The organism is Kaistia sp. MMO-174 (assembly GCF_037147815.1).
GTDB lineage: Bacteria > Pseudomonadota > Alphaproteobacteria > Rhizobiales > Kaistiaceae > Kaistia > Kaistia nematophila.
In genome coordinates this window covers 371248-391434 of sequence record NZ_JBBCUO010000001.1, presented here as the reverse complement: position 1 = coordinate 391434, position 20187 = coordinate 371248, and the positions used below count along the sequence as shown (strand labels likewise).

Here is a 20187-nt window from a genome sequence, read left to right as displayed (position 1 = left end):
CTCTCCGGCCTCAGACCGAGGCACGCTCCACGAGCCGGAACGGAATTTCATCGATCTTCTGCGTCGGCTTGCGATGGCCGGACAGGATCTCGCCGGCGCGCCGGCCGATGGCGCGGTGCGGCAGTTCCATTGTCGTCAGCGGCGGATCCAGCCTGGCCGCGATCTCGACCTGGTTGTCGAAGCTGGCGATGGCGACGTCGTCGGGGATCTCGAGCCCCTGCCGCCGCAGCGCGCCATAGACTTCCATGGCAACGCGGTCATTCCCGCAAAGGATCGCATCCGGCCGCGCCGGCCCGGAAAACAGCGCCGCGACATGCTCGCGCACGAGGCTGCGGGCCCGATCCGCATAAAGCGGCCCGCGCGTCGCCGGCAGGATCCAGGCCTCGTTGATCTCGATGCCGCGGGCGGCATGGGCGGCGCGAAAGCCGTCCTCGCGCATCCGCGCGGCGATCAGGCCCGGCAGGTTCAAAAAGGCGATTTTCTGCCGTTCATGCGTGAAAAGATGCTCGACGATCGTCTCGGCGGCGTCGTGCTCTGCCGGCACCAGCGAGGGGATGACGCCCGCCTCGTCGCGGCAGTTGATCATCAGCGAGATGACGCCGCGCAGCGAATCCGGAATGGCGACGACCTGATGGTACATGCTGGCATAGGCGATGGTGCGCGGCATCAGCCGCTGCAATTCGGCGACGCTCGCCTCGATCGTCCGGCCACCGATATTGGTGACGACGACCGAGAGCCCGTCGGCGCGGGCGGCGTTGTCAAAGGAGCGCATGATCTCGGTAGCGAAGGGCTGGGTGATCAGGCCGTCGGCCACGATGCCAAGGATCGGCAGGAAGCCCTGGCGCATGCCACGCGCCACCAGATTGGGGACATAGCCGAGTTCATCCGCCAGAGCCTTGATCTTCTGGCGCGTCTCGTCCGACATGCGGATGGAGCCGCCATGCAGCGCGCCCGAAACGGTTTTCACCGAGACGCCCAGCCGGCCGGCAATATCCTGCAATGAGACTTTGGCGTCGGCCATTGGTATTTGGCTCTGAGTTATCGTTTACCCAAAATGCATGCGGCCATGGCGGCTGTCAATCGGCCATCTCGACGGCCGAGCATTCCGGCGACGGCCCTCCCCTGGGAGCCCGCCCCTGAGGCTTTCATCGGCCAGACAAAAAGGACGCCGGCGGCGAGGAGATCACCGGCGGCGCCCTGTCCACGAATCGCGACCGAGCCGGCTCTCGCCGTCGCACGGCGCCCGAACCGCTCAGTCGAAGAAGCCGGCGTCCTCCTCGCGCAGATACGGCTTTGCCGCCTCCGCATCGATGTCGACGCCGAGGCCGGGCCCTTCCAAGAGCTCGACCATGCTGTCCCGGACGATCTGCTTCGGCAGGCCGGTGACGATGTCGCTCCAGAACGGATCCGAGGCGCTCGGATATTCGAAGGCGATATAGTTTGCCGGCAAAGTGGCGCAGACATTGATCAGCGCACCGAGGCCGAGCAGGCCGTTGGCGGTGCCGTGCGGCGCCATCAGGATCGAGTGCATGTAGGCGTGTTCGGCGACCCATTTGAGCTCGGCGATGCCGCCGATATCGGCCGGATCGGGGCCGACGACGCGCACCGCCTGCGTCTCGATCAACTCCTTGAAATTATGGCGGAGATAGATCTGTTCGCCGGTGTGGATCGGCGTCGAGGTCGAGGTGGTGAGCTCGCGATAGGCCTGCGGGTTGACCCACGGCACGTAGTCTCCGGTCAGCATGTCCTCGAGCCACATCAGATTGTATTTCTCCACCGCCTGCGCGAAGCGGATGGCGTCCGGCAGCATCCAGCCCGGGCCGCAATCGAGCGCCAGGCTGACCTTGTCGCCGAGCACTTCCTTCATGGCGGCGACGCAATCGAGCATATGGTTGAAGCCTCGCTCGCTGATGACGCCCTGGTCCATGGCGCCGTGATAGTGGTTCGGCTGCGACACGCCGTAGTGGAAGCCCTCGATGCTGGTCTTCATGTTGGAGTGGAAGCTGATGCCCTGCTTCACCATGAAGAAGTTTTCCGGCCGCTCCATCATCCATTTGACGTCGGCGGCATAGTCTTCCGGCCGGTCGCCGCTGCGCTTCTTGCGGATCGAGCCGTTATAGACCCGCACCTTGTCGCGGACCTTGCCGCCGAGCAGCTTGTAGACGGGAACATTCGCCGCCTTGCCGGCAATGTCCCATAGAGCGTGCTCGATGGCGCTGACAGCGGCGCCATAGGGCTTGAACGAGCCGCGCTGACGGATCCGCAGCATGACGCGCTCGACGTCGGTCGGATCCTCGCCGATCAGCGCCTCGCGGAAATGCAGGATGAACGGCTTCAGATAGGTCTTGGTGAACTCCACCTCGCCGAGGCCATAGAGCCCCTCGTCGGTGACGATGCGGACGATCGGATGCTTGCCGATCACGGCGCAGCGCAGGTCTGTGATCTTCATGGATATTCCCTCGGTGCCCGGCGGACGGACGACGACTCTCAGGACGATCAGGAAGCTTCAGGCGGATCAGTCGTGCGGGACGCGGTCGAAGCCGACGCGCAGGCGGTTCCATTCCGACGTATCGCCGAAATAGCTGGCGCCCTCGCGCAGGTTTTCACGGATGACCTCCTCGTTCAGATCGACACCGAGGCCGGGCGCGTCGGGAACCGTAACATAGCCGCCGGACAGATAATCGTCGTCGAGACCGGTCACGAGCTTCGGCCAGTAGTCCTGGTCGAGGCCGTGGTGCTCGACGGCGATCAGGCTGGCGATCGAGGCGCCGAGATGGACATTGGCCATGAAGCCGATCGGCGTGCAGCAGGCATGCAGCGCGGTCGGGATGCCGTAGCGCTCGGCGTGGTCGGCGATCTTCTTGGTTTCGGTCAGGCCGCCGGAGGACAGCATGTCGGGATGGATGATGTCGAAGGCGCGCGTCTCGATCGCCTCGCGGAAGCCCTCCCAGAGATAGAGATCCTCGCCGGCCGCCACCGGCGTCAGCAGCGCGTCCGCCACCTTCTTGTGATTGGCGATATCGGTCCAGGGCAGCGGATCCTCGACCCAGGCAAGATTATAGGGCTCCAGCGCCTGGCCGATGCGGATCGCCTCGTCGGCGGTGACGAAGCCCTCGCCGAAATGGTCGGTGCAGAGCGAGATCCCGTCGCCGACGGCGGCGCGCACCGCCGCCGCGATCTCGGCAGCGAGTTCGACGCCGCGCTGGCTGATCCGCGCGCCGGCGCCACGGCCCGGCACGTACCACTGGTTATATTGCGGATACTCGAATTCGGTGGCGCGGCCGACCAGCGCGCCCGGCGTCGCCTCGAACAGGCGCCCCGGCAGGTCGAACTTGATGAAGGTGAGGCCGAGCGCGGCGCGCTGCTTGACGACCTCGACATAGGCCTCCGGCGTCGGCCTGCGTGGCGCCGGCGTATCGCCATAGATGCGGACGCGATCGCGGAACTTGCCGCCGAGCAGCTGGTAGCACGGCACGCCATAGGCCTTGCCGACGAGATCCATCAGCGCGATCTCGATACCGCTGACGCCGCCGGCCTCGCGGCTGTCGCCGCCATAGGCCTTGATCGACTTGAACAGGTATTCGACGTTGCAGGGGTTCTGGCCGATCAAAAGGTGCTTCAGCCGAAGCGCGGTGTCGGGGTTGGCGCCATCGCGCACCTCGCCGAGGCCGTAGATGCCCTGGTTCGTGTCGATCCGGAGGATCGGATAGTAGCCGTGGCCGACCACGGTGGCGACGCGGATGTCGGTGATCCGCAGCGCGCTCGGTCGCGAGCCCGTGCGGACATTGTTCTCGATCGTCTCGATCGGCTGGTCCAATGCGGCCATCTCGTATCCTCCTCGGCAGTGTTTGTTTGTTGTTATGTAAGTTGCTACTATTGCCAAACATGAAGCGCAATATGTTTTGCAACTTTTGACGCTCACCGATTGACAGAACCGTGCCGCCATCGTCAAAGGTGCGCACGAAGCCGAACGGAGCTGCCATGGCGTCAACGCGCGTAACGATCCAGGATCTGGCCGACCGGCTCGGCCTGTCGAAGTTCTCGGTCTCCCGCGCCCTGTCGGGCAAGCCAGGGGTGGCGGAGTCGACGCGGAGCCGCGTCCTGCAGGCCGCGCGCGCCATGGGCTATCGCGCCCATGCCGAGACCGCGCATCCCGTCGGCCAGATCCTTTTCGTGCGCAGCGAGGTCGATCCAGTCTCGAGCGAGCTCTGGTTCAACATCATGCAGGGCGCCGAGATCGAGGCGGAACGGCTCGGCTATTCGGTGGTACCGCGCCAGGCGCGCTACCTGACGGGCGCCGCCAATCTCGATCCTTCCGTCGTCGGCCTGATCCTGGCGGTGCCAAGGCCGGCCGACATCGCCGAGATCGCGGCGCGCAGCGGCGTTCCCGTCGTCTGCGCCAGCTATGTCGAACCGCTGGTTCGCTTCGACCATGTCGTCGGCGCCGACTGGGAGAGCGGCGTCGCCGTCGCGCGCATGCTGACCGGCCTCGGCCACCGCCACGTCGCCTTCATCCATGGATCGAGCCTGCCGCTCGGCCGGCTCGAGCGATTCCGCGGCTTCAAGGACGGCATGCTGGAAACGCCGGGAAGCGTCGTCGAGGACATCGCCTATGACGAGGCCGGCGGCTTCCGGCGGCCGTTTCTCGCCTATCTCCGCAATGGCGGCACGCCGACGGCGGTGTTCTGCGCCCATGACGGCATCGCCGTCAGCGCCGTCTCGGAGTTGCTCCGGATGGGACTTCGCATCCCGGAGGACGTCTCGGTCGTCGGCTATAGCGACTTCGCCTGCGCTACCCAGATCTCGCCGCACCTGACCACGGTCCGCACCCCGCAGACGGAGATGGGCGCCGCCATGGTGCGCTGCATCGCCGACCGTCTGGCCCTGCCGGAGAACCGCTCGCGCGCGCCGGTCCGGATGGCGCTCGCTTCCGAAATCGTGCGCCGCGCCTCGACCGGCCCGGCTGGCAATCCGCCTTGGCAGACCTTGGTTCCGACGCTCGGCGCCCTCGCCTGACGTATCAGCCCTCGTCCCAAATCTGAACTTCCCCATTCGTCAGGTCGGTGCTAGCCCTAGTGCCCGGGGAGGACGGTGGCATGGCAGAGACACGGGTCCGGAACGGCGTTCCGGTGATCGACCGGACCTTCGACCTGCTCGACGCGCTGGAAGGCGCGCCGGAGGGCCTTTCCGCCCCCGCCCTGGTCGAGGCGATGGCCGTGCCGCGCAGCACCGTCTACCGCATCCTGAACTCGCTCCTGGCGCGAAAGGTGGTCCGGCGCGGCTTCCACGGCAATTTCGTGCTCGGCAACCGCCTGGTCTCGCTCGCAGCGCATGTCCGCAGCGACCCGCGCGGCGTCGACCTCGCGCAGGTCGCGACCCCGATCATGCAGGCGCTGAGCGACGAAACCGGCGAGCCGCTCAAGCTCTCCGTCCGCGACGGCGACCAGGCCAACGTCATCGCGGCGACGATCGGGAAGCCCGATTCCACCTTCGCGCCCGCGCTCGCCTCGCGCTATCCGCTGCATGCCGGCGCCGCCAGCAAGGTGATCATGGCGCACATGCCGGCCGAGGACCTGGCGCTGCTGCTCGACGCGCCGTTCATCCGCTACACGCCGCGCACCATCGACGACCCGAAGCACCTCGCAGCCGAGTTGGCCCGGGTGCGCAAGCGCGGCTTCGCCAACGATCTCGGCGAGCACAATGGCCGCGTCCACGCCATCGCCGTGCCGGTCTTCGATACGGGTGGGCGCTTCCTGGCCGCGCTCAGCGTACCCTTCCTGGCCGACCGAGACGATTCCTTCCGCCTTCGCATGCGTCAGGCGCTCGCCGTCGCCGCCCAGGCGATCGGCCGGCAGATGCCCGCTTCCTGAGCCCGCCGCAGCCTTCCGAGACCGAAACGCGATTGCCCGGCCGGACGACGGCTGGCACAATTGGCCTGCCGCCGCGGCGGCCTGAATTCCGCACATAAAAATGCTGCAAGTGCGAACCTAACAACATAACTTCAACCGCAATGCGTTGCGGTCATGGGTGTTGACAGGGCTGGAATTTCGACGGTAGCGTCCCCTAGGTTCCGGCAAGAGATCGAAGAAAGGTCCGCCGCCCGGAAAGCTCATAGGGAGGTTCCTCGATGCCCGACTTGCTTCGCCGCAAGAACGCGTCCGCTTGCCTGCATTTCCGAGACTACCTGACCCGCTCCGCCACGATGCTTCTGGCGACGACGATCATCGCGGCCCCCGGCGCGAGCTTCGCCAACGGCATCGACGTCTCCAAATGGTCGCCGGAATATGTCCGCTCGATCGCCGGAACCGCGGATTTCGATACGGCCGCCGAATGCGCCAAGGTCGTGCCGAGCGACTACAAGGGGCGCCTCTCCTACTGGTATGTCGGCCCGACCCAGGCGCAGCCCGAGATCGACCACAAGATCGATGCCGAGTTCTGGGCGGCCTGGAAGAAGGCCTATCCGAACATCCAGACCGACGCGCAGAGCCTCGACTACAACGACATGCTCAACAAGGTGCGCACCGCCGCGCTTGGCAACGCCGCGCCGATGGTGGCCAAGTTCCCGATCCTCTGGGGCGTCGAGTTCGCCGCCAAGGGCCAGCTGCACGAGTTGAAGCCGGAAGACGTCGGCTACAAGAGCAGCGATTTCTGGCCGGGCGCGATGAAGTCCGTCACCTATGAAGGCAAGACCTACGGCATCCCGACCAACAACGAGACGATGGGGTTCATCTGGAACGCCAAGATCTTCGCCGATGCCGGCCTGGATCCGGAGAAGCCGCCGGCGACCTGGGACGATGTCGTCCAATATTCCAAGCAGATCAAGGACAAGCTCGGCATCTACGGCTACGGCCTGGTGGCGCGCCAGAACGCCGGCAACACCCCGTTCCGCTACATGCCGCAGCTCTGGTCCTATGGCGGCGGCGCCCTCGACGAAACCTCCGACGCGCCGACCTACAAGAAGGTGGAGCTGAACAATGCCGGCTCCAAGGCCGCGTTGCAGGCCGCCTATGACATGTATGTGCGCGACAAGTCGGTCCCGGCCTCCGCGCTGACCAACACCCAGAACGAGAACCAGAACCCGTTCATCGCCGGCCAGCTCGCCATGATGATCGCCCACCCGGCCGAGTACGCCAAGATGGTCGATCTCGCCAGCAAGGCGACCGGCGCCGACAAAGCCACCGCCGACGCCGTCGTAAAGAACATGCGCTACGGACTCCTGCCGGCAGGACCGGCCCGCCGTGCCGTCGTGTTCGGCGGTTCCAACGTCCACATCTTCGCGCCGGAACTCGTCGACGGCGGCCTCGACCTTGAGGCGGCGAAGGCATTCATCTGCTTCTCGACCGGCCCGGAATGGTCAACCAAGCTGGCCTGGACCGGCTCCAACCCCGGCCATCTCGACGGCTTCACCACCAAGTGGATGAAGGAGCGGCTGGATACGATCAAGTTCCTCGACGTCACGACCTCCATGTTGCCGAGCGGCATCCCCTTCCCGGTCATTCCCGAGCAGGCGGAGATTATGAACATCATCGTTCCGGACATGCTGCAGAACGCGCTGACCGGCAAGATGACGGTCGACCAGGCCGCCGATGACGCCGCCCAGAAGGTCGAGGACCTGATCTCCGGCATGTAGCCGTCCATACCGCCCCTCGATCGGCCGTCCCCCGACGGCCGATCCCGCCCCCCGAGAGGAAGAGCCGGATGACGATTGACGTCGCTCATCAACGCGGAGCCGTGTCCGCTCCGCCCCTGCGCCGCAGGCCCAATCTGCTGAGGCGCATCCTGCTCCACTGGAACGACTACGCCTATATCGCGCCCGCGCTCGTCGTCATGCTGCTGGTGATCGGCTATCCGATCTACTACACGGTCGAGCTGAGCTTCTTCAAGACGCCGGCCAACCTGGCGATGAGCCAGAAGATCTTCGTCGGATTCGACAATTACTGGGCGATCCTGACGTCGAAGAGCTTTCGCGACGTTACCTACAACACGCTGATCTGGACCATCGTCTCGACCTTCTTCGCCTATGTGCTCGGCCTCGGCGCGGCGCTGGCGCTGAACCGCGAATTCCTCGGCCGCGGCGTGCTGCGCGCCGTGCTGCTGGTCCCCTATGTGATCAGCGCCGTCGCCGCCTCCTATGTCTGGAAATGGCTCTACCATTCCGATTTCGGCGTCATCGGCGCGCTCTCGGTCCAGTTCGGCTTCACCGACGAGCCGATCAACTTCCTCGACAACATCTACACCGCGCTGCCGTCGCTGATCGTCGTCAACATCTGGAAGGAGTTCTCCTTCGCGATGATCATGCTGCTCGCCGGCCTGCAGACCGTGCCGGACCAGCTCCTGCGCGCCGCCCAGGTCGACGGGGCGAATGCCTGGCAGCGCTTCTGGCACGTGACGATGCCGCATCTGAAGGGCGTCTCGATGGTGACGATCCTGCTCCTGATCGTCACCAACCTGAACTCGTTCATCATTCCCTGGATCATGACCGGCGGCGGCCCGGCCGGCGCCACCGACATCTGGATCACGCAGATCTACCAGATGGCGTTCGGCCGGATCCGCTTCGGCATGGCGTCCGCCTACTCCGTGATCCTGTTCATCGTGATGATGGCGCTCGGCTACTTCTACGTGAAGGCGCTGACGCGCGGCGACGAGGCTAAATCCGAATGAGCACCCCGACCCGCATGTCCACCGTGACGATCGCCCCCGCCCCGGCTCGCCGCCGCTCGAAAAAGCCCGTCGGCGGCTGGCGCTGGGCCGGCCGCGGCATCCTCGTCTTCCTGCTCCTGTTCACCGCGCTGCCGATGGTCTGGATGGTCATCACCTCGCTGAAGACGCAGCTCGCCGCCCTGCAATACCCGCCGCAATGGTGGCCGGAGGAAGTGACCTTCGAGAACTACATCCAGCTGCTGTCGCCGAGCAACGCCATCGGCCACGAGTTCCTGCAGTATTTCTGGAACAGCCTCTACGTCTCGATCCTGTCGACCATCCTCGGCGTCGCCGTGGCGGTGCCGGCCGCCTACGCCTTCTCGCGCTTCCGCTTCCCCGGCCGGCAGGCGCTGTTCTTCTCGGTGCTGCTGCGCAACATGTTCCCGGCGGTGGTGTTCCTGATGCCGCTGTTCCTGATGATGAAGTGGCTCGGGCTGGTGAACACGCATGGTTCGCTGATCCTGACCTACCTGACCTTCGGCCTGCCGCTGTCGATCTGGCTCTTGAAGGGCTTCTACGACAACATCCCGGTGCAGCTCGAACAGGCGGCGCGCATCGACGGCGCGACGCGTTTCCAGGCCTTCTTCCACATCGTCATGCCGCTGTCCTCGCCCGGCATCATCGCCACGGCGATCTACGCCTTCATCATGGCGTGGAACGAATATGTCTACGCGCTGACCTTCCTGAACGCGAAGGAGAAGCTGACGCTTCCCGTCGGCCTGCAGCGCTTCTTCGCCGAATACGCCACCAACTGGCCTGGCCTGATGGCGGCGTCCTTCATCATGAGCGTGCCCGTCGTCGTGCTGTTCCTGGTGCTGCAGAAGTATTTCGTCCGCGCGCTGACCGAAGGCGCGGTCAAGTCCTGACCCCCTCCCCCGGTACCAAGAGGAATTCCCGATGGCTGAAGTCGTTCTCAACGAAGTCGTCAAGACCTACGGCAACATCTACGCGGTCAACCATGTATCGCTGACCGTCGCCGACGGCGAATTCGTGGCGCTTGTCGGCCCTTCCGGCTGCGGCAAGACCACGACGCTGAGCCTGATCGCCGGGCTGAACGAGATCTCCGGCGGCGAGATCCATATCGGCGGCCGGCTGGTCAACGACCTCGACCCGAAGGACCGGGACATCGCCATGGTGTTCCAGAACTACGCGCTCTACCCGAACAAGACGGTGTTCAAGAACCTCGCCTTCCCGCTGCAGATGCGGAAGCTGTCGAAATCCGACATCGAGGCGAAGGTGCTGTCGGCCGCCAGGGTGCTCGACATCACCCATCTGCTCGAACGCAAGCCGCGCGAGCTTTCCGGCGGCCAGCAGCAGCGCGTGGCGCTCGGCCGCGCCCTGGTGCGCGACCCGCGCGTGTTCCTGATGGACGAGCCGCTCTCCAACCTCGACGCCAAGCTGCGGGTGCAGATGCGGACCGAGCTGAAGCGCTTCCACCAGGACCTGCAGGCGACCGTCGTCTACGTCACCCACGACCAGCTCGAAGCCGTCACCATGGCCGACAAGATGGCGGTGATGCATGGCGGCTTCCTGCAGCAATACGACTCGCCCAAGAACGTGTTCGACAATCCGGTGAACATGTTCGTCGCGAGCTTCGTCGGCAGCCCGGCCATGAGCCTGGTGCCTCTCGAAGCCGTCAGCCATGGCGCCGAGGTCGCGCTGCGCAGCCCCGAGGGCTGGGAGCTGCCGCTCTCGCCGCAGAATTCGCGCAAGGCCCTCGGCGCGAGCACCAACAAGGTCGTGCTCGGCGCCCGCCACAGCACCGTGAAACTCCATCACGATGAGGCACCCAGATCGGTTCCCGGCGTCGTCTACACGGTCGAGCCGACCGGCGACATCACCTTCGTCCAGGTCTTCCTCGGCGACGCGATCGTGATCGTCAGCCTCGATCCGAGCGTCACCGTGCATCCCGACCAGAAGGTCTGGATCGAGTTCGACCAGGACAAAATCCATCTCTTCGACGGCGCCACCGAGATGGCGCTCGCCACCGCCTGAAGCCCGTTTCCATCGACCTCCAGAAAGCTACCAGAATGAAAATCACGAGCGTGCGCACCGCCGTCATCGACGGCAATTTCCCATGGGTTCTGGTGCGAATCGAAACCGACAAGGGCGTCAGCGGCCTTGGCGAGGCCTATTGGGGCGCCGGGGTCGCTGAGCTGGTGCATCGCGCCGCGCCCTACATCATCGGCCAGGACCCGACCAATATCGGCAAGCTGATGTTCATCATCGAGCGCGTGCTCTCCGGCGAAGGCGCGCAGGGCGGCACCACCGTCACCGCCATGTCCGGCATCGAGATCGCGCTCTGGGACCTGATGGGCCGCGCCCACCAGCTGCCGATCTCGACCTTCTTCGGCGGCCGCTTCCGCGAGAAGATCCGCATTTATGCCGATTGCCACGAGGGCGACACGCCCGACCCGGCCGAATATGCCCGCCGCGCCAAGGAAGTGGTCGCCGACGGCTTCACCGCGATCAAGTTCGACCTCGACAACGAGAACCCCTACACGCTCGACGTCACCGACGACACCTATCCGAGCCGTCAGTGGGTCGAGCCCTATAACCGCGTCATCGGCTCGCAGGAGCTCGACTGGATGGTCAGCGTCGCGACCGCGGTGCGCGAGGCCGTCGGGCCCGAGATCATGGTGGCGATGGACGCGCACTGGAAGTTCGGCGTCAACGACGCGATCAAGCTGGCGCAGCGGCTCGAGCCGCTCGATCTCGTCTGGCTCGAGGACCCGACGCCGCCGCACAACATCGATGCGCTGGTGCAGGTCACCCGCTCGACGAAGACGCCGATCCTGACCGGCGAGAGCCTCTACACCAAATGGGGCTATCGCGACCTGATCGAGAAGCAGGCGGCGCGCATCATCTCGCCCGACATCCCGAAGATGGGCGGCCTGTCGGAATTCAAGAAGGTCGCCGACCACGCCGACATGTATTACATCGCCATGGCGCCCCATAACGTCGCCAGCCCGATCGGCACCGTCGCCTGCGGCCATGTCTGCGCCGCCGTCAGCAATTTCCTCGTCATGGAATACCACGCCCACGACGTCGAATGGTGGGGCGACCTCGTCGAGGGCGGCAGCCCGCTCGTCGACGGCTTCATCCCGCTCAACGACAAGCCCGGCCACGGCCTGACCCTGAACGAGGACGTCGCCAGGGCGCATCTCAAGAAGGGCTCCAGCTATTTCGGCGAGACGCCCTACGCCTGACCCGCGACGACACGGAAATCGCGCGTCGCCGGGCGCGGCGCGCTTCACACCGACATGCGTTGACGGCGGCGCGCGCCGCCAGAGGAGGAGACAACCATGACGACCAACCAGGACATCAAGGACATCAAGCGGCCGCCGAAGGCGCAGATCGAAGCGCTGAAGAAGATCGGCGCCGCGACGGTGGCCGGCACGCTCGGCCACATGGGCATCCGCAACCCGCACATCCAGGGGCCGGTGAGTTGGCACAAGGGCCGCGTGATGGTCGGCCCGGCGCTGACGCTGCAGTTCATGCCGAAGCGTGAGGATCTCTACGGCGAGGGCGAATATGCCGACCCGGAGAAGCAGTTGCACCGGCACGTGCTCTACAAGACCCAGCCGGGCGACGTCGTGGTGGTGGACGCGCGCGGCGACATGACCGCCGGCGTGTTCGGCGAGATGATGATGACCTATTTCAAGGGCCGCGGCGGCGCCGGCCTCGTCATCGACGGCTGCATCCGCGATTATCCCGGCCAGATCGAGCTCGACATGCCGATGTGGATCCGCGGCCTGACGCCGAACTTCCACACCCAGACCGGCCTGATGCCGATGGACTACAACATCCCGATCGCCTGCGGCGGCGTGACGGTGATCCCCGGCGACATCATCGTCGCCGACGACGACGGCGCCGTGGTGCTGCCGGCGGCGCTGGCCGAAGAGGTCATCGCCACCGCCTCCGAGCACCATGAATGGGAGGAATTCTCCAAGATCAAGCTGCTCGAGGGCGGCGCGCTGCAGCGCTACTACCCGCTGCATCCCGACGCGCAGGGAGAATACGAGGCCTGGCGCAAGCTCAACCCGATCAAGCGCTGAGCCCTGCCCATTCCCGCAAGGGCCGGCCGCGGCTCATGCCACGGCCGGCCTTTGCGCGACCAAGACCCGCCATGGCGACGTCGCAGCAGCGGATGTCACGATATCGCAACATCCCGCCCGTAAGGCTCCCGCTCTTGCAGAACCTTCGGCAGACGCATCCGGCAAAGGGCGCGTCTCCCCTTCCCACACGTGGCCCCCATGCAGACCGTCCTCTCCAATTTCCAGATCGTCACGCCGGACGAGATCCTGCCCGGCACCGTGGTCCTTGCCGGCGCGGAGATCGACGCGGTCGATGCGGGAAGCAGCCAGCTCGCCGGCGCCATCGACGGCGACGGCGACTACCTGATCCCCGGCCTGATCGACGTGCACACCGACAATCTGGAGCGCCATTTCGCGCCCCGCCCGGCCGTCGCCTGGCCGTCGGCGATCGGCGCCGTGCTGGCGCATGACCGCGACATCTTCGGCGCCGGCATCACCACCGTCTATGACGCCATCTCGTTCGGCGACTACGAGAATGGCGGCGAGCGCCGCGCCATGATCGAGAAGAGCATCGAAAGCCTCGACGTGGCGCGCGCGCACGAGTTGCTCCGGGCCGACCACTTCCTGCATTTCCGCTGCGAGGTGTCCGATCGCGGCGCGCTGGAGATCTTCGAGCGACATGCCGGCCATCCGCGCCTCGGTGTCGTCAGCCTGATGGACCACACGCCCGGCCAGGGCCAGTGGAGCGACCTCGCCATCTACCGCGCCTTCCGGCGCAAGAAGAACGGCCGCGTCTGGACCGATGCCGAATTCGACGCCTATATCGACCAGCGCCGCGCCGATCGCGAGATCTATGCGGCGCCGCAGCGCGAGACGATCCGCCGGCTGGCGAGCGAACGACAGATCCCGATCGCGAGCCATGACGACACGACGCTCGGCGATGTCGACCGCGCCCGCGACGAGGGCGTCACCATTTCGGAGTTCCCGACCACGCTGGCGGCCGCCGAGCAAGCCCGCACCTACGACATGAAGATCGTGATGGGCGGCCCGAACGTCGTGCTCGGCCGCTCGCATTCCGGCAATGTCGGCGCGGGCGAACTGGCGTCGCGCGGCCTGCTCGACGCGCTGACCTCCGACTACGTCCCGACCAGCCTTCTGGAGGCGGTGTTCGTGCTGTCGGCAGGCGGGATGGCTCTGCCCCAGGCGGTCGCCACCGTGACGGCGACACCGGCCGCGATGCTCGGGCTTTCCGATCGCGGCCGCATCGCGCCGGGCCTGCGCGCCGACCTGCTGCGCGTCCGCGTGGTCGCCGGCGTTCCCGTCATCCGCGCCGCCTGGCGCGGCGGGCAACGGCTCGCCTGAACGGCGCGTCGAACGGTTTCCGGGCCAGCCAGACGGCCGGCCCGGGATAGGATGCCTACCAGCGCTGGTGGACGTGCGGCTTCACCAGCCGGTCATAGATCTCGACGATGCGGGCGCGGTTCTCCGGCGAGATGCCGGCGAGGTCGCTGGCGGCGGCGTTGGAGCGCGCCTGCTCCTCGTTGCGGGCGCCCGGGATGACCACGGAAACCGCCTGCTGCAGCAGGATCCAGCGCAGCGCGAAGGTCGACATGGCGACGCCGGCCGGCAGCAGCGGACGCAGTTCGTCGACCGCCTGCAAGGCGACCTCGAACGGCACGCCGGCGAAGGTCTCGCCGACGTCGAACGCCTCGCCATGACGGTTGAAGTTGCGGTGGTCGTCGGACCGGAAGGCGGTGTCGCGGGTGATCTTGCCGGAGAGCAGGCCGGAGGCCAGCGGCACGCGGACGATCACGCCGATGTTCTTCTTGATCGCCTCGGCGAAGAAGAGGTCATGCGGGCGCTGGCGGAAGATGTTGTAGATGATCTGGACGGTGGCGACGCCTGGATACTCGATCGCCTTCAGCGCTTCCTCGACCCGCTCGACCGAGACGCCGTAATTGCGGATCTTGCCCTTGGCGACGAGGCCGTCCAACTCGCCGAAGAATTCCGGGCGGTAGTAGACGTCGGTCGGCGGACAATGCAGCTGCACCAGGTCCAGCGTGTCGACCTCGAGGTTCTTCAGGCTGCGGTCGATAAAGGCCTCGATATTCGCGCCCGTGTAGCCGTCGGCGACATGCGGGCTCAGCCGGCGGCCCGCCTTGGTGGCGACGAAGGGACGATCGCCGCCGCGGCTCTTCAGCACGTCGGCGATGATCTTCTCCGAACGGCCGTCACCATAAACGTCGGCGGTGTCGATGAAGGTCACGCCGGCGTCGAGCGCCGCGTTCAGCGCCTTCTTGCCGTCCGCCTCGCTGACATCGCCCCAGGATCCGCCGATCTGCCAGGCGCCGAAGCCGATTTCCGAGATCTGGGCGCCCGTGCGCCCCAGCTGCCGCTTCTTCATGTCTTGTTCTTTCAATTCACCGGCCGCGCGGCCGGTACGCGCGCTGCCGCGCTTGCTCCCGAATTCGTTCGTCCGGACCGGCCAGGGGGATTTTCGCGCTCGCGGCGACGAAGTCGCCCGGATGCGGCGCGACAGCCGGTCGACGCACGCCCTAACCTTGCGCGACTTGGCGCCGGAAGCAAATGCATTGCGGCGGCGGATCGGAGCAAACAAACAAAAAAGCAGGCCGGCTTGCGCCGGCCTGCATGGCCCGGTTCGAAATGCCGCCCGGCTTCTGCGGCCGGTCGGCTACGCGTTACTTTTCGACCGGGAAGAACCAGAGATTGCGATCGGTGTAGCCGAATTCCTTGATGATGGCGGACATGGTGCCATCAGCGCGGATTTCGGCGAGGGCGCGCGAGATGGCGCTGTTCAGGTCGACGTCTTCCTTGCGCAGCGCATAGCGGGCATAGCCATATTCTTCCGGCAGCGGCTTGTAGTCCGCAACCAGCTCCATGGCGGCGTCCGGGTGCTTCTTCAGGAACTGGCCGACCTTGATGTCGTCTTCCATGCCGACGTCGAGACGGCCGGCGATGATGTCGGAGAACTCGGCCTCGTTGCTCGTGTAGAGCTTGAGCTCCTTCAGGTCGGTCCGCTTCTCGAGCAGGCCATGGTTGACGGAGCCGCGCAGCGTGCCGACCGTCTTGCCGGCGAAATCGTCCCAGCTGTGGATGTTGAGCGGGTTGCCCTTCGCCACCGTCACGCCCGAGCCGTACCAGTAGGACGGGCCGGTAAAGGCCAGCACCTTCAGGCGCTTCTCGTTCTCGTGCAGGTTGTCGACGATGACGTCGCCGCGATTGGCCAGCAACGTCGGCACCATCGCGTCAAACGGGATCAGCTGCCAGGTCACCTTGTCGATGCCGAGGCGCTTGGTGATCTCGCGGAAGATGCGGACGTCGGTGCCGTCATATTCCTTGGTCTTCTCGTCCTGGTAGGTGTTCGGCGGATCGGCGGCGATCAGCAGCGTGATGCCCTCCTCGCGTGCCCGCTTGTAAGAGCCGTCGCCACCATCATAGGTGGCGTTGCCGACACCGATGTCGCCGGCCCAGGCGGCGGAGGCCGACATCACGCCGGCGATCACCGAGGCAAAGACAAGACTGGTCAGTTTCACTGGATATTCCCCTCGTTTTCTTGTTCGAAACGTCTATCGGCTGGCCGCACTCATTTCCTTGTTGCGTTCGAGCACGGATCTCAGGAAGTCACGGGTCCGCTCCTGCTGCGGGGCGGAGAACAGTTCGTGCGGCTTGCCGCTCTCGACGATCCGGCCGTCGGCCATGAACACGACGCGATCCGACACCTCGCGGGCGAAGCCCATCTCATGCGTCACCACGACCATGGTCATGCCTTCGTCGGCGAGCGCCCGCATGACGCGGAGCACCTCGCCGACCAGCTCGGGATCGAGCGCCGAGGTCACCTCGTCGAACAGGATCGCCTTCGGCCGCATGGCGAGGGCGCGGGCGATGGCGACGCGCTGCTGCTGGCCGCCGGAAAGCTCGTGCGGATAGGACTGCGCCTTCTGCGCCAGGCCCACCTTCTCGAGCAGCGCCATCGCGATGTCCGTCGCCTCGCCGCGCGACCGGCCGAGCACATGAATCGGCGCGACGGTGATGTTCTCCGTCACCGTCAGATGCGGGAACAGGTTGAACGACTGGAACACCATGCCGACCTTGGCGCGGATGGCCTCGATCTGCTTCTCGCTGTCGACGATGAGCTTGCCGTCGCGCTCGTAGCGGTAGACGGGCTGGCCATCGATCGAGATCGTGCCGCTGCCGATCTCCTCCATGTTGTTGATGCAGCGGAGCATCGTCGACTTGCCGGAGCCGGACGGACCGATGACGCAGACGACTTCCGCCTTGTCGACCGTCAGCGACACGTCCTTCAGGACGTGATGGGCGCCGTAGTGCTTGTTGATGCGATCGAGGCGGATCATGACTTGGTGGTCCCTTCGACGGCTTCGGCAGTGGCAACGGGGGCGACCTCGGTCGGCACGACGGCCGGGCGACGCGCACCGATCGCCATGCGCTTCTCCAGGTAGCGGACGAACAGCGCCGCCGGATAGGAGAAGAACAGGTAGATCGCGCCGATGATCGTGAAGACGGTAAAGTACTGGAAATTGGTCGACGAGATGATCTGACCGGTGAAGATCAGCTCGCGCACCGTTACGATCGAGACGAGCGACGTATCCTTGAAGAGCGAGATGCAATAGTTGCCGAGCGGCGGCACGACGACGCGGATCGCCTGCGGCAGGATGATCAGGCGCAGCATCTTGCGGCGCGACATGCCGAGCGCCTTGGCGGCCTCGACCTGGCCATGCGGGATGGCGGCGATGCCGGCGCGGTACACCTCGGCGAGATAGGCGGAGTAGTTGATCGACAGGCCGATGACGCCGGCCATGAAAGGATCAAAGCGAATGCCAAAGGCCGGCAGCACGAAGTAAATATAGAACAGCTGCAACAGGCAGGGCGTTCCACGCACGACTTCGATGTAGAACGATGCGGCGATGCGAATAATACGCGAGCGACCGATCTTGGCGAGCGCCAGCAGCAGCCCAAGCGGCAGCGCGATCAGCATGACGCAGAAAGTAAGCTGCAGGCTGATCAGGGCGCCGCGCATCAGGTCCGGGAAATAATCCCCGACGCCCTCGAAATTGAACAAATTGATGAATGTCGTCAGCACGGGACGCCTTCCGTCTCGGGAACCATTGCGCGACGGCCTGCCGAAACAACCGGCCGCCGCAGTACTCGCGCAGAAAACCCTGCGCGCTCCACCCATTTTATTCTGTATTGAAGAACATAGTTCTGTAATCGAATGCTATGTTTGCTGAAACCGAATGTCAACGCTCGGATCCCCGAGCGTAAGGCGTTCCAGCATTAGTTTTCGGTTCGATCTATTCTGGGCGCAGCGCCCGGAAATCAGTCAAACCGCCTCGAAACCAAGCATTCGGCGGGCAGCCGTCACCGGCCACCCAACCGAGTTCACGGCAGAGCGAAGGGAGAAAACGTGATCGCCGTCGCGATCGCGGAGCCGGGAGCGAGGACCATCATTCCCGTGTCGTTGCGGCTGGTTGAGAGGTTGAAGGCGTCGGTGCAGTTGCTGACCGGCTCGGCGCAGAAATGGCCGGCGCCGGGCGGCGTGTAGACGACGAGATGGCGCAGCGGCGCGTCGGCGACCATGCCCAATCCCGCGCCAAGCTCCGGCCAGCGAACCGTCGCCACGCCGTCCCAGCCCGCAAAGGCGGTATCGAGCGAAACCTGCCCGACCGGCAGGCGCGCGGCATCGCCCCAGAGCTCGGCGGCAGGGCCGAGGCGAACCGGCATCACCTCGCCGTCGACATGCCATACGGTCTCGACCCGCGCCTCCAGCGTCGTCTCGGGCGTCGCCGGGAAGAAGGGGTGCAGGCCGAAGCCATAGGGCATCGGCTCCCTCCCGCGATTATGGGTCGTGAGACGGATGCGCAGGCGGTCGCACATCAGTTCGATGGTCTGCATCGCCGCATAGGGAAACGGCCACGCATCGCCGGCATGCTCATAGCCGAGCACGATGCGGTCCGGCTCGCTCGCGACGACCTTCCAGGGACGCTGCCAGCCATGGCCATGCTCGACATGCGGCCCCGGCGTGTTGCGCGGCATGTGGATGTCGCGGCCTTCGAAAGTGAAGCGTCCATCGCGCAGCCGGTTGGAAAAAGGCGTCAGCGGGAAGCAGCCGGCCTCCTCGTCGCCGTCATGCGGCGTCGACATCGGCCGGATCAGGTCGAGCCAGCGCCCGTCCGGATGCCGCCACTGGCAGGCGGCGATGCGGCCGCCCAGTTCCGGCAGCAGCGTCAGGCGGAAGCGCTCGGTCGCCAGTTCGACAGCGTCTCCCGGCACCGTCACAGCCGCGCTTCCGTCAGCGGCCGCAGCGCCCAGGCTTCCTGCGCCGAGGGGCCGCCCAGCGCGCGCGAGATCAGGTCGGCATGGCGGACCAGCGGCTCGGCGATGGTGGGGACCTGCTCCAGCGGCAGCAATTGCTTCAGCGTCGTGACGCTGATGGCGCCGAGCGTCTGGCCGCCGCGGCCGAACACGCCGGCGGCGACGCAGATGATGCCTTCATGGTCCTCTTCGTCGTCGATCGCATAATGGCGGGCGGCGATGCGATCGAGATCATCGCTGAGCGCGGCGATCGAGGTCAGCGACTTCGGCGTCCGCGCCGGATAGCCGACGCGTTCCAGCAGCGAGAGCGCGGCGGGCCGCGGCATGGCGGCGAGCAGGACCTTGCCGACGCCGGAGCAATGCGGCTTCTCGCGGCGGCCGAGCGCGGCGTCGAAGCGGATAGCCCCCGGCGCATCGACGCGGCCGATCACCACCGCGAAGCCGTCATCCATCATGGCGACGCGCGAGGTCATGCCGATCTCCTGCGTCAGGTCGCGCAGCACGGGAAGCGCGACATCGGCGAGGCCGGTATTGGCGACGGCGAGATCGCCGAGCCGCAGCAGCGACAGGCCGAGCCGGTAGCGCCGGGTCATGCCCTCGCCGATATCGGTGACCACGCCGCGCGCCCTGAGCGTCGCCAGGATGGCATAGGCGGCCGGCTTCGACAGGCCGATGTCGCGGGCAAGGTCGGTCAGCCGCGCGCCGGCCTGGCCGCTGTCGGCGATCCGATCCAGCAGGTCGAGGGCGCGCCCGAGGCTCTGCACCCTGTATCGCTCATCCGTCATGGTCCGTTCGCCCCTTGGTTGGATCGCCATGCCGGCCAGCGCAGCCGACAGCATGGCGTAGCAATAACAAACATATTTTCACAATACAGAACTTTGTATCACAGCAGCAATCGGGCGACCGGTTCACCGGCAAAGCCGGGGCGCGCCGCGCTTCCGCCCTTCCGAAGCGCCCGGCCGGCGCGAAGCGAGCCACATTCACAGCCTGTGCTCGGCGCCCCAAACGGCTCGACAAGCGGATTGACTCGTATCAGGAAAGGACTAGCATCCTGTAATACAAAATATTGTTCTTCAATAAAAAACAAAATCAGGGGCAT

The 20187-nt window shown here is 65.7% G+C and carries 18 protein-coding genes; 9 read left to right on the top strand and 9 right to left on the bottom strand.

Annotated features, from left to right (window positions below; translation table 11 throughout):
- Window positions 1-10: 10 nt before the first annotated feature.
- From WFK98_RS01655 to WFK98_RS01645, 3 genes are all read right to left on the bottom strand, one after another.
- A complete protein-coding gene (locus WFK98_RS01655; RefSeq protein ID WP_266339095.1) occupies window positions 11-1021 on the bottom strand; it encodes a LacI family DNA-binding transcriptional regulator in 1011 nt (336 codons plus the stop codon).
- A gap of 231 nt (window positions 1022-1252) precedes the next feature.
- Window positions 1253-2449: a mandelate racemase/muconate lactonizing enzyme family protein gene (locus WFK98_RS01650; RefSeq protein WP_336799058.1), complete on the bottom strand. Its 1197-nt coding sequence runs from the start codon at window positions 2447-2449 to the stop codon at window positions 1253-1255.
- Between the two features lie 66 nt (window positions 2450-2515).
- Window positions 2516-3826, bottom strand: coding sequence for a mandelate racemase/muconate lactonizing enzyme family protein (locus WFK98_RS01645; RefSeq protein ID WP_336799057.1), 1311 nt, complete (start codon window positions 3824-3826; stop codon window positions 2516-2518).
- Between the two features lie 155 nt (window positions 3827-3981).
- Here WFK98_RS01645 and WFK98_RS01640 point away from each other — a divergent pair, with 155 nt between their 5' ends.
- The 9 genes from WFK98_RS01640 to WFK98_RS01600 all read left to right on the top strand — a co-directional run bounded on the left by WFK98_RS01640 (window position 3982) and on the right by WFK98_RS01600 (window position 14099).
- Window positions 3982-5016, top strand: coding sequence for a LacI family DNA-binding transcriptional regulator (locus WFK98_RS01640; protein ID WP_336799056.1), 1035 nt, complete (start codon window positions 3982-3984; stop codon window positions 5014-5016).
- An 80-nt stretch (window positions 5017-5096) separates the two neighbouring features.
- The gene (locus WFK98_RS01635) at window positions 5097-5870 is read left to right on the top strand and encodes an IclR family transcriptional regulator (RefSeq protein ID WP_266339091.1); all 774 of its coding nucleotides are present in this window, start codon (window positions 5097-5099) and stop codon (window positions 5868-5870) included.
- A 332-nt stretch (window positions 5871-6202) separates the two neighbouring features.
- Complete coding sequence (locus WFK98_RS01630; protein ID WP_266339382.1) at window positions 6203-7630, top strand: extracellular solute-binding protein; 1428 nt, start codon at window positions 6203-6205, stop codon at window positions 7628-7630.
- A gap of 68 nt (window positions 7631-7698) precedes the next feature.
- The gene (locus tag WFK98_RS01625) at window positions 7699-8661 is read left to right on the top strand and encodes a carbohydrate ABC transporter permease (RefSeq protein ID WP_442907355.1); all 963 of its coding nucleotides are present in this window, start codon (window positions 7699-7701) and stop codon (window positions 8659-8661) included.
- Window positions 8662-8675: 14 nt separating this feature from the next.
- Window positions 8676-9566, top strand: a complete 891-nt coding sequence (locus tag WFK98_RS01620) for a carbohydrate ABC transporter permease (protein WP_336799586.1) — start codon at window positions 8676-8678, stop codon at window positions 9564-9566.
- Between the two features lie 31 nt (window positions 9567-9597).
- Complete coding sequence (locus WFK98_RS01615) at window positions 9598-10695, top strand: ABC transporter ATP-binding protein (RefSeq protein ID WP_336799054.1); 1098 nt, start codon at window positions 9598-9600, stop codon at window positions 10693-10695.
- Between the two features lie 35 nt (window positions 10696-10730).
- Window positions 10731-11909, top strand: a complete 1179-nt coding sequence (locus tag WFK98_RS01610) for a mandelate racemase/muconate lactonizing enzyme family protein (protein ID WP_336799053.1) — start codon at window positions 10731-10733, stop codon at window positions 11907-11909.
- A gap of 96 nt (window positions 11910-12005) precedes the next feature.
- A complete protein-coding gene (locus WFK98_RS01605) occupies window positions 12006-12758 on the top strand; it encodes a ribonuclease activity regulator RraA (protein ID WP_266340973.1) in 753 nt (250 codons plus the stop codon).
- 198 nt (window positions 12759-12956) lie between these two features.
- Window positions 12957-14099, top strand: coding sequence for an alpha-D-ribose 1-methylphosphonate 5-triphosphate diphosphatase (locus tag WFK98_RS01600; protein ID WP_336799052.1), 1143 nt, complete (start codon window positions 12957-12959; stop codon window positions 14097-14099).
- Window positions 14100-14154: 55 nt separating this feature from the next.
- Here WFK98_RS01600 and WFK98_RS01595 read toward each other — a convergent pair whose 3' ends face one another.
- From WFK98_RS01595 to WFK98_RS01570, 6 genes are all read right to left on the bottom strand, one after another.
- On the bottom strand, window positions 14155-15141 hold the full coding sequence (locus WFK98_RS01595; protein ID WP_266340971.1) for an aldo/keto reductase: 987 nt from the start codon (window positions 15139-15141) through the stop codon (window positions 14155-14157).
- A 295-nt stretch (window positions 15142-15436) separates the two neighbouring features.
- Complete coding sequence (locus tag WFK98_RS01590) at window positions 15437-16291, bottom strand: substrate-binding periplasmic protein (protein ID WP_336799051.1); 855 nt, start codon at window positions 16289-16291, stop codon at window positions 15437-15439.
- 33 nt (window positions 16292-16324) lie between these two features.
- Window positions 16325-17110: an ectoine/hydroxyectoine ABC transporter ATP-binding protein EhuA gene (gene ehuA / locus WFK98_RS01585; protein WP_336799050.1), complete on the bottom strand. Its 786-nt coding sequence runs from the start codon at window positions 17108-17110 to the stop codon at window positions 16325-16327.
- Window positions 17107-17856, bottom strand: a complete 750-nt coding sequence (locus tag WFK98_RS01580; protein WP_336799049.1) for an amino acid ABC transporter permease — start codon at window positions 17854-17856, stop codon at window positions 17107-17109. The genes ehuA and WFK98_RS01580 overlap by 4 nt, the downstream gene beginning before the upstream one ends.
- 299 nt (window positions 17857-18155) lie before the next feature.
- Window positions 18156-19052, bottom strand: a complete 897-nt coding sequence (locus WFK98_RS01575; protein ID WP_336799048.1) for an aldose 1-epimerase — start codon at window positions 19050-19052, stop codon at window positions 18156-18158.
- Complete coding sequence (locus WFK98_RS01570) at window positions 19049-19873, bottom strand: IclR family transcriptional regulator (RefSeq protein WP_266340966.1); 825 nt, start codon at window positions 19871-19873, stop codon at window positions 19049-19051. The genes WFK98_RS01575 and WFK98_RS01570 overlap by 4 nt, the downstream gene beginning before the upstream one ends.
- Between the last annotated feature and the right edge of the window lie 314 nt (window positions 19874-20187).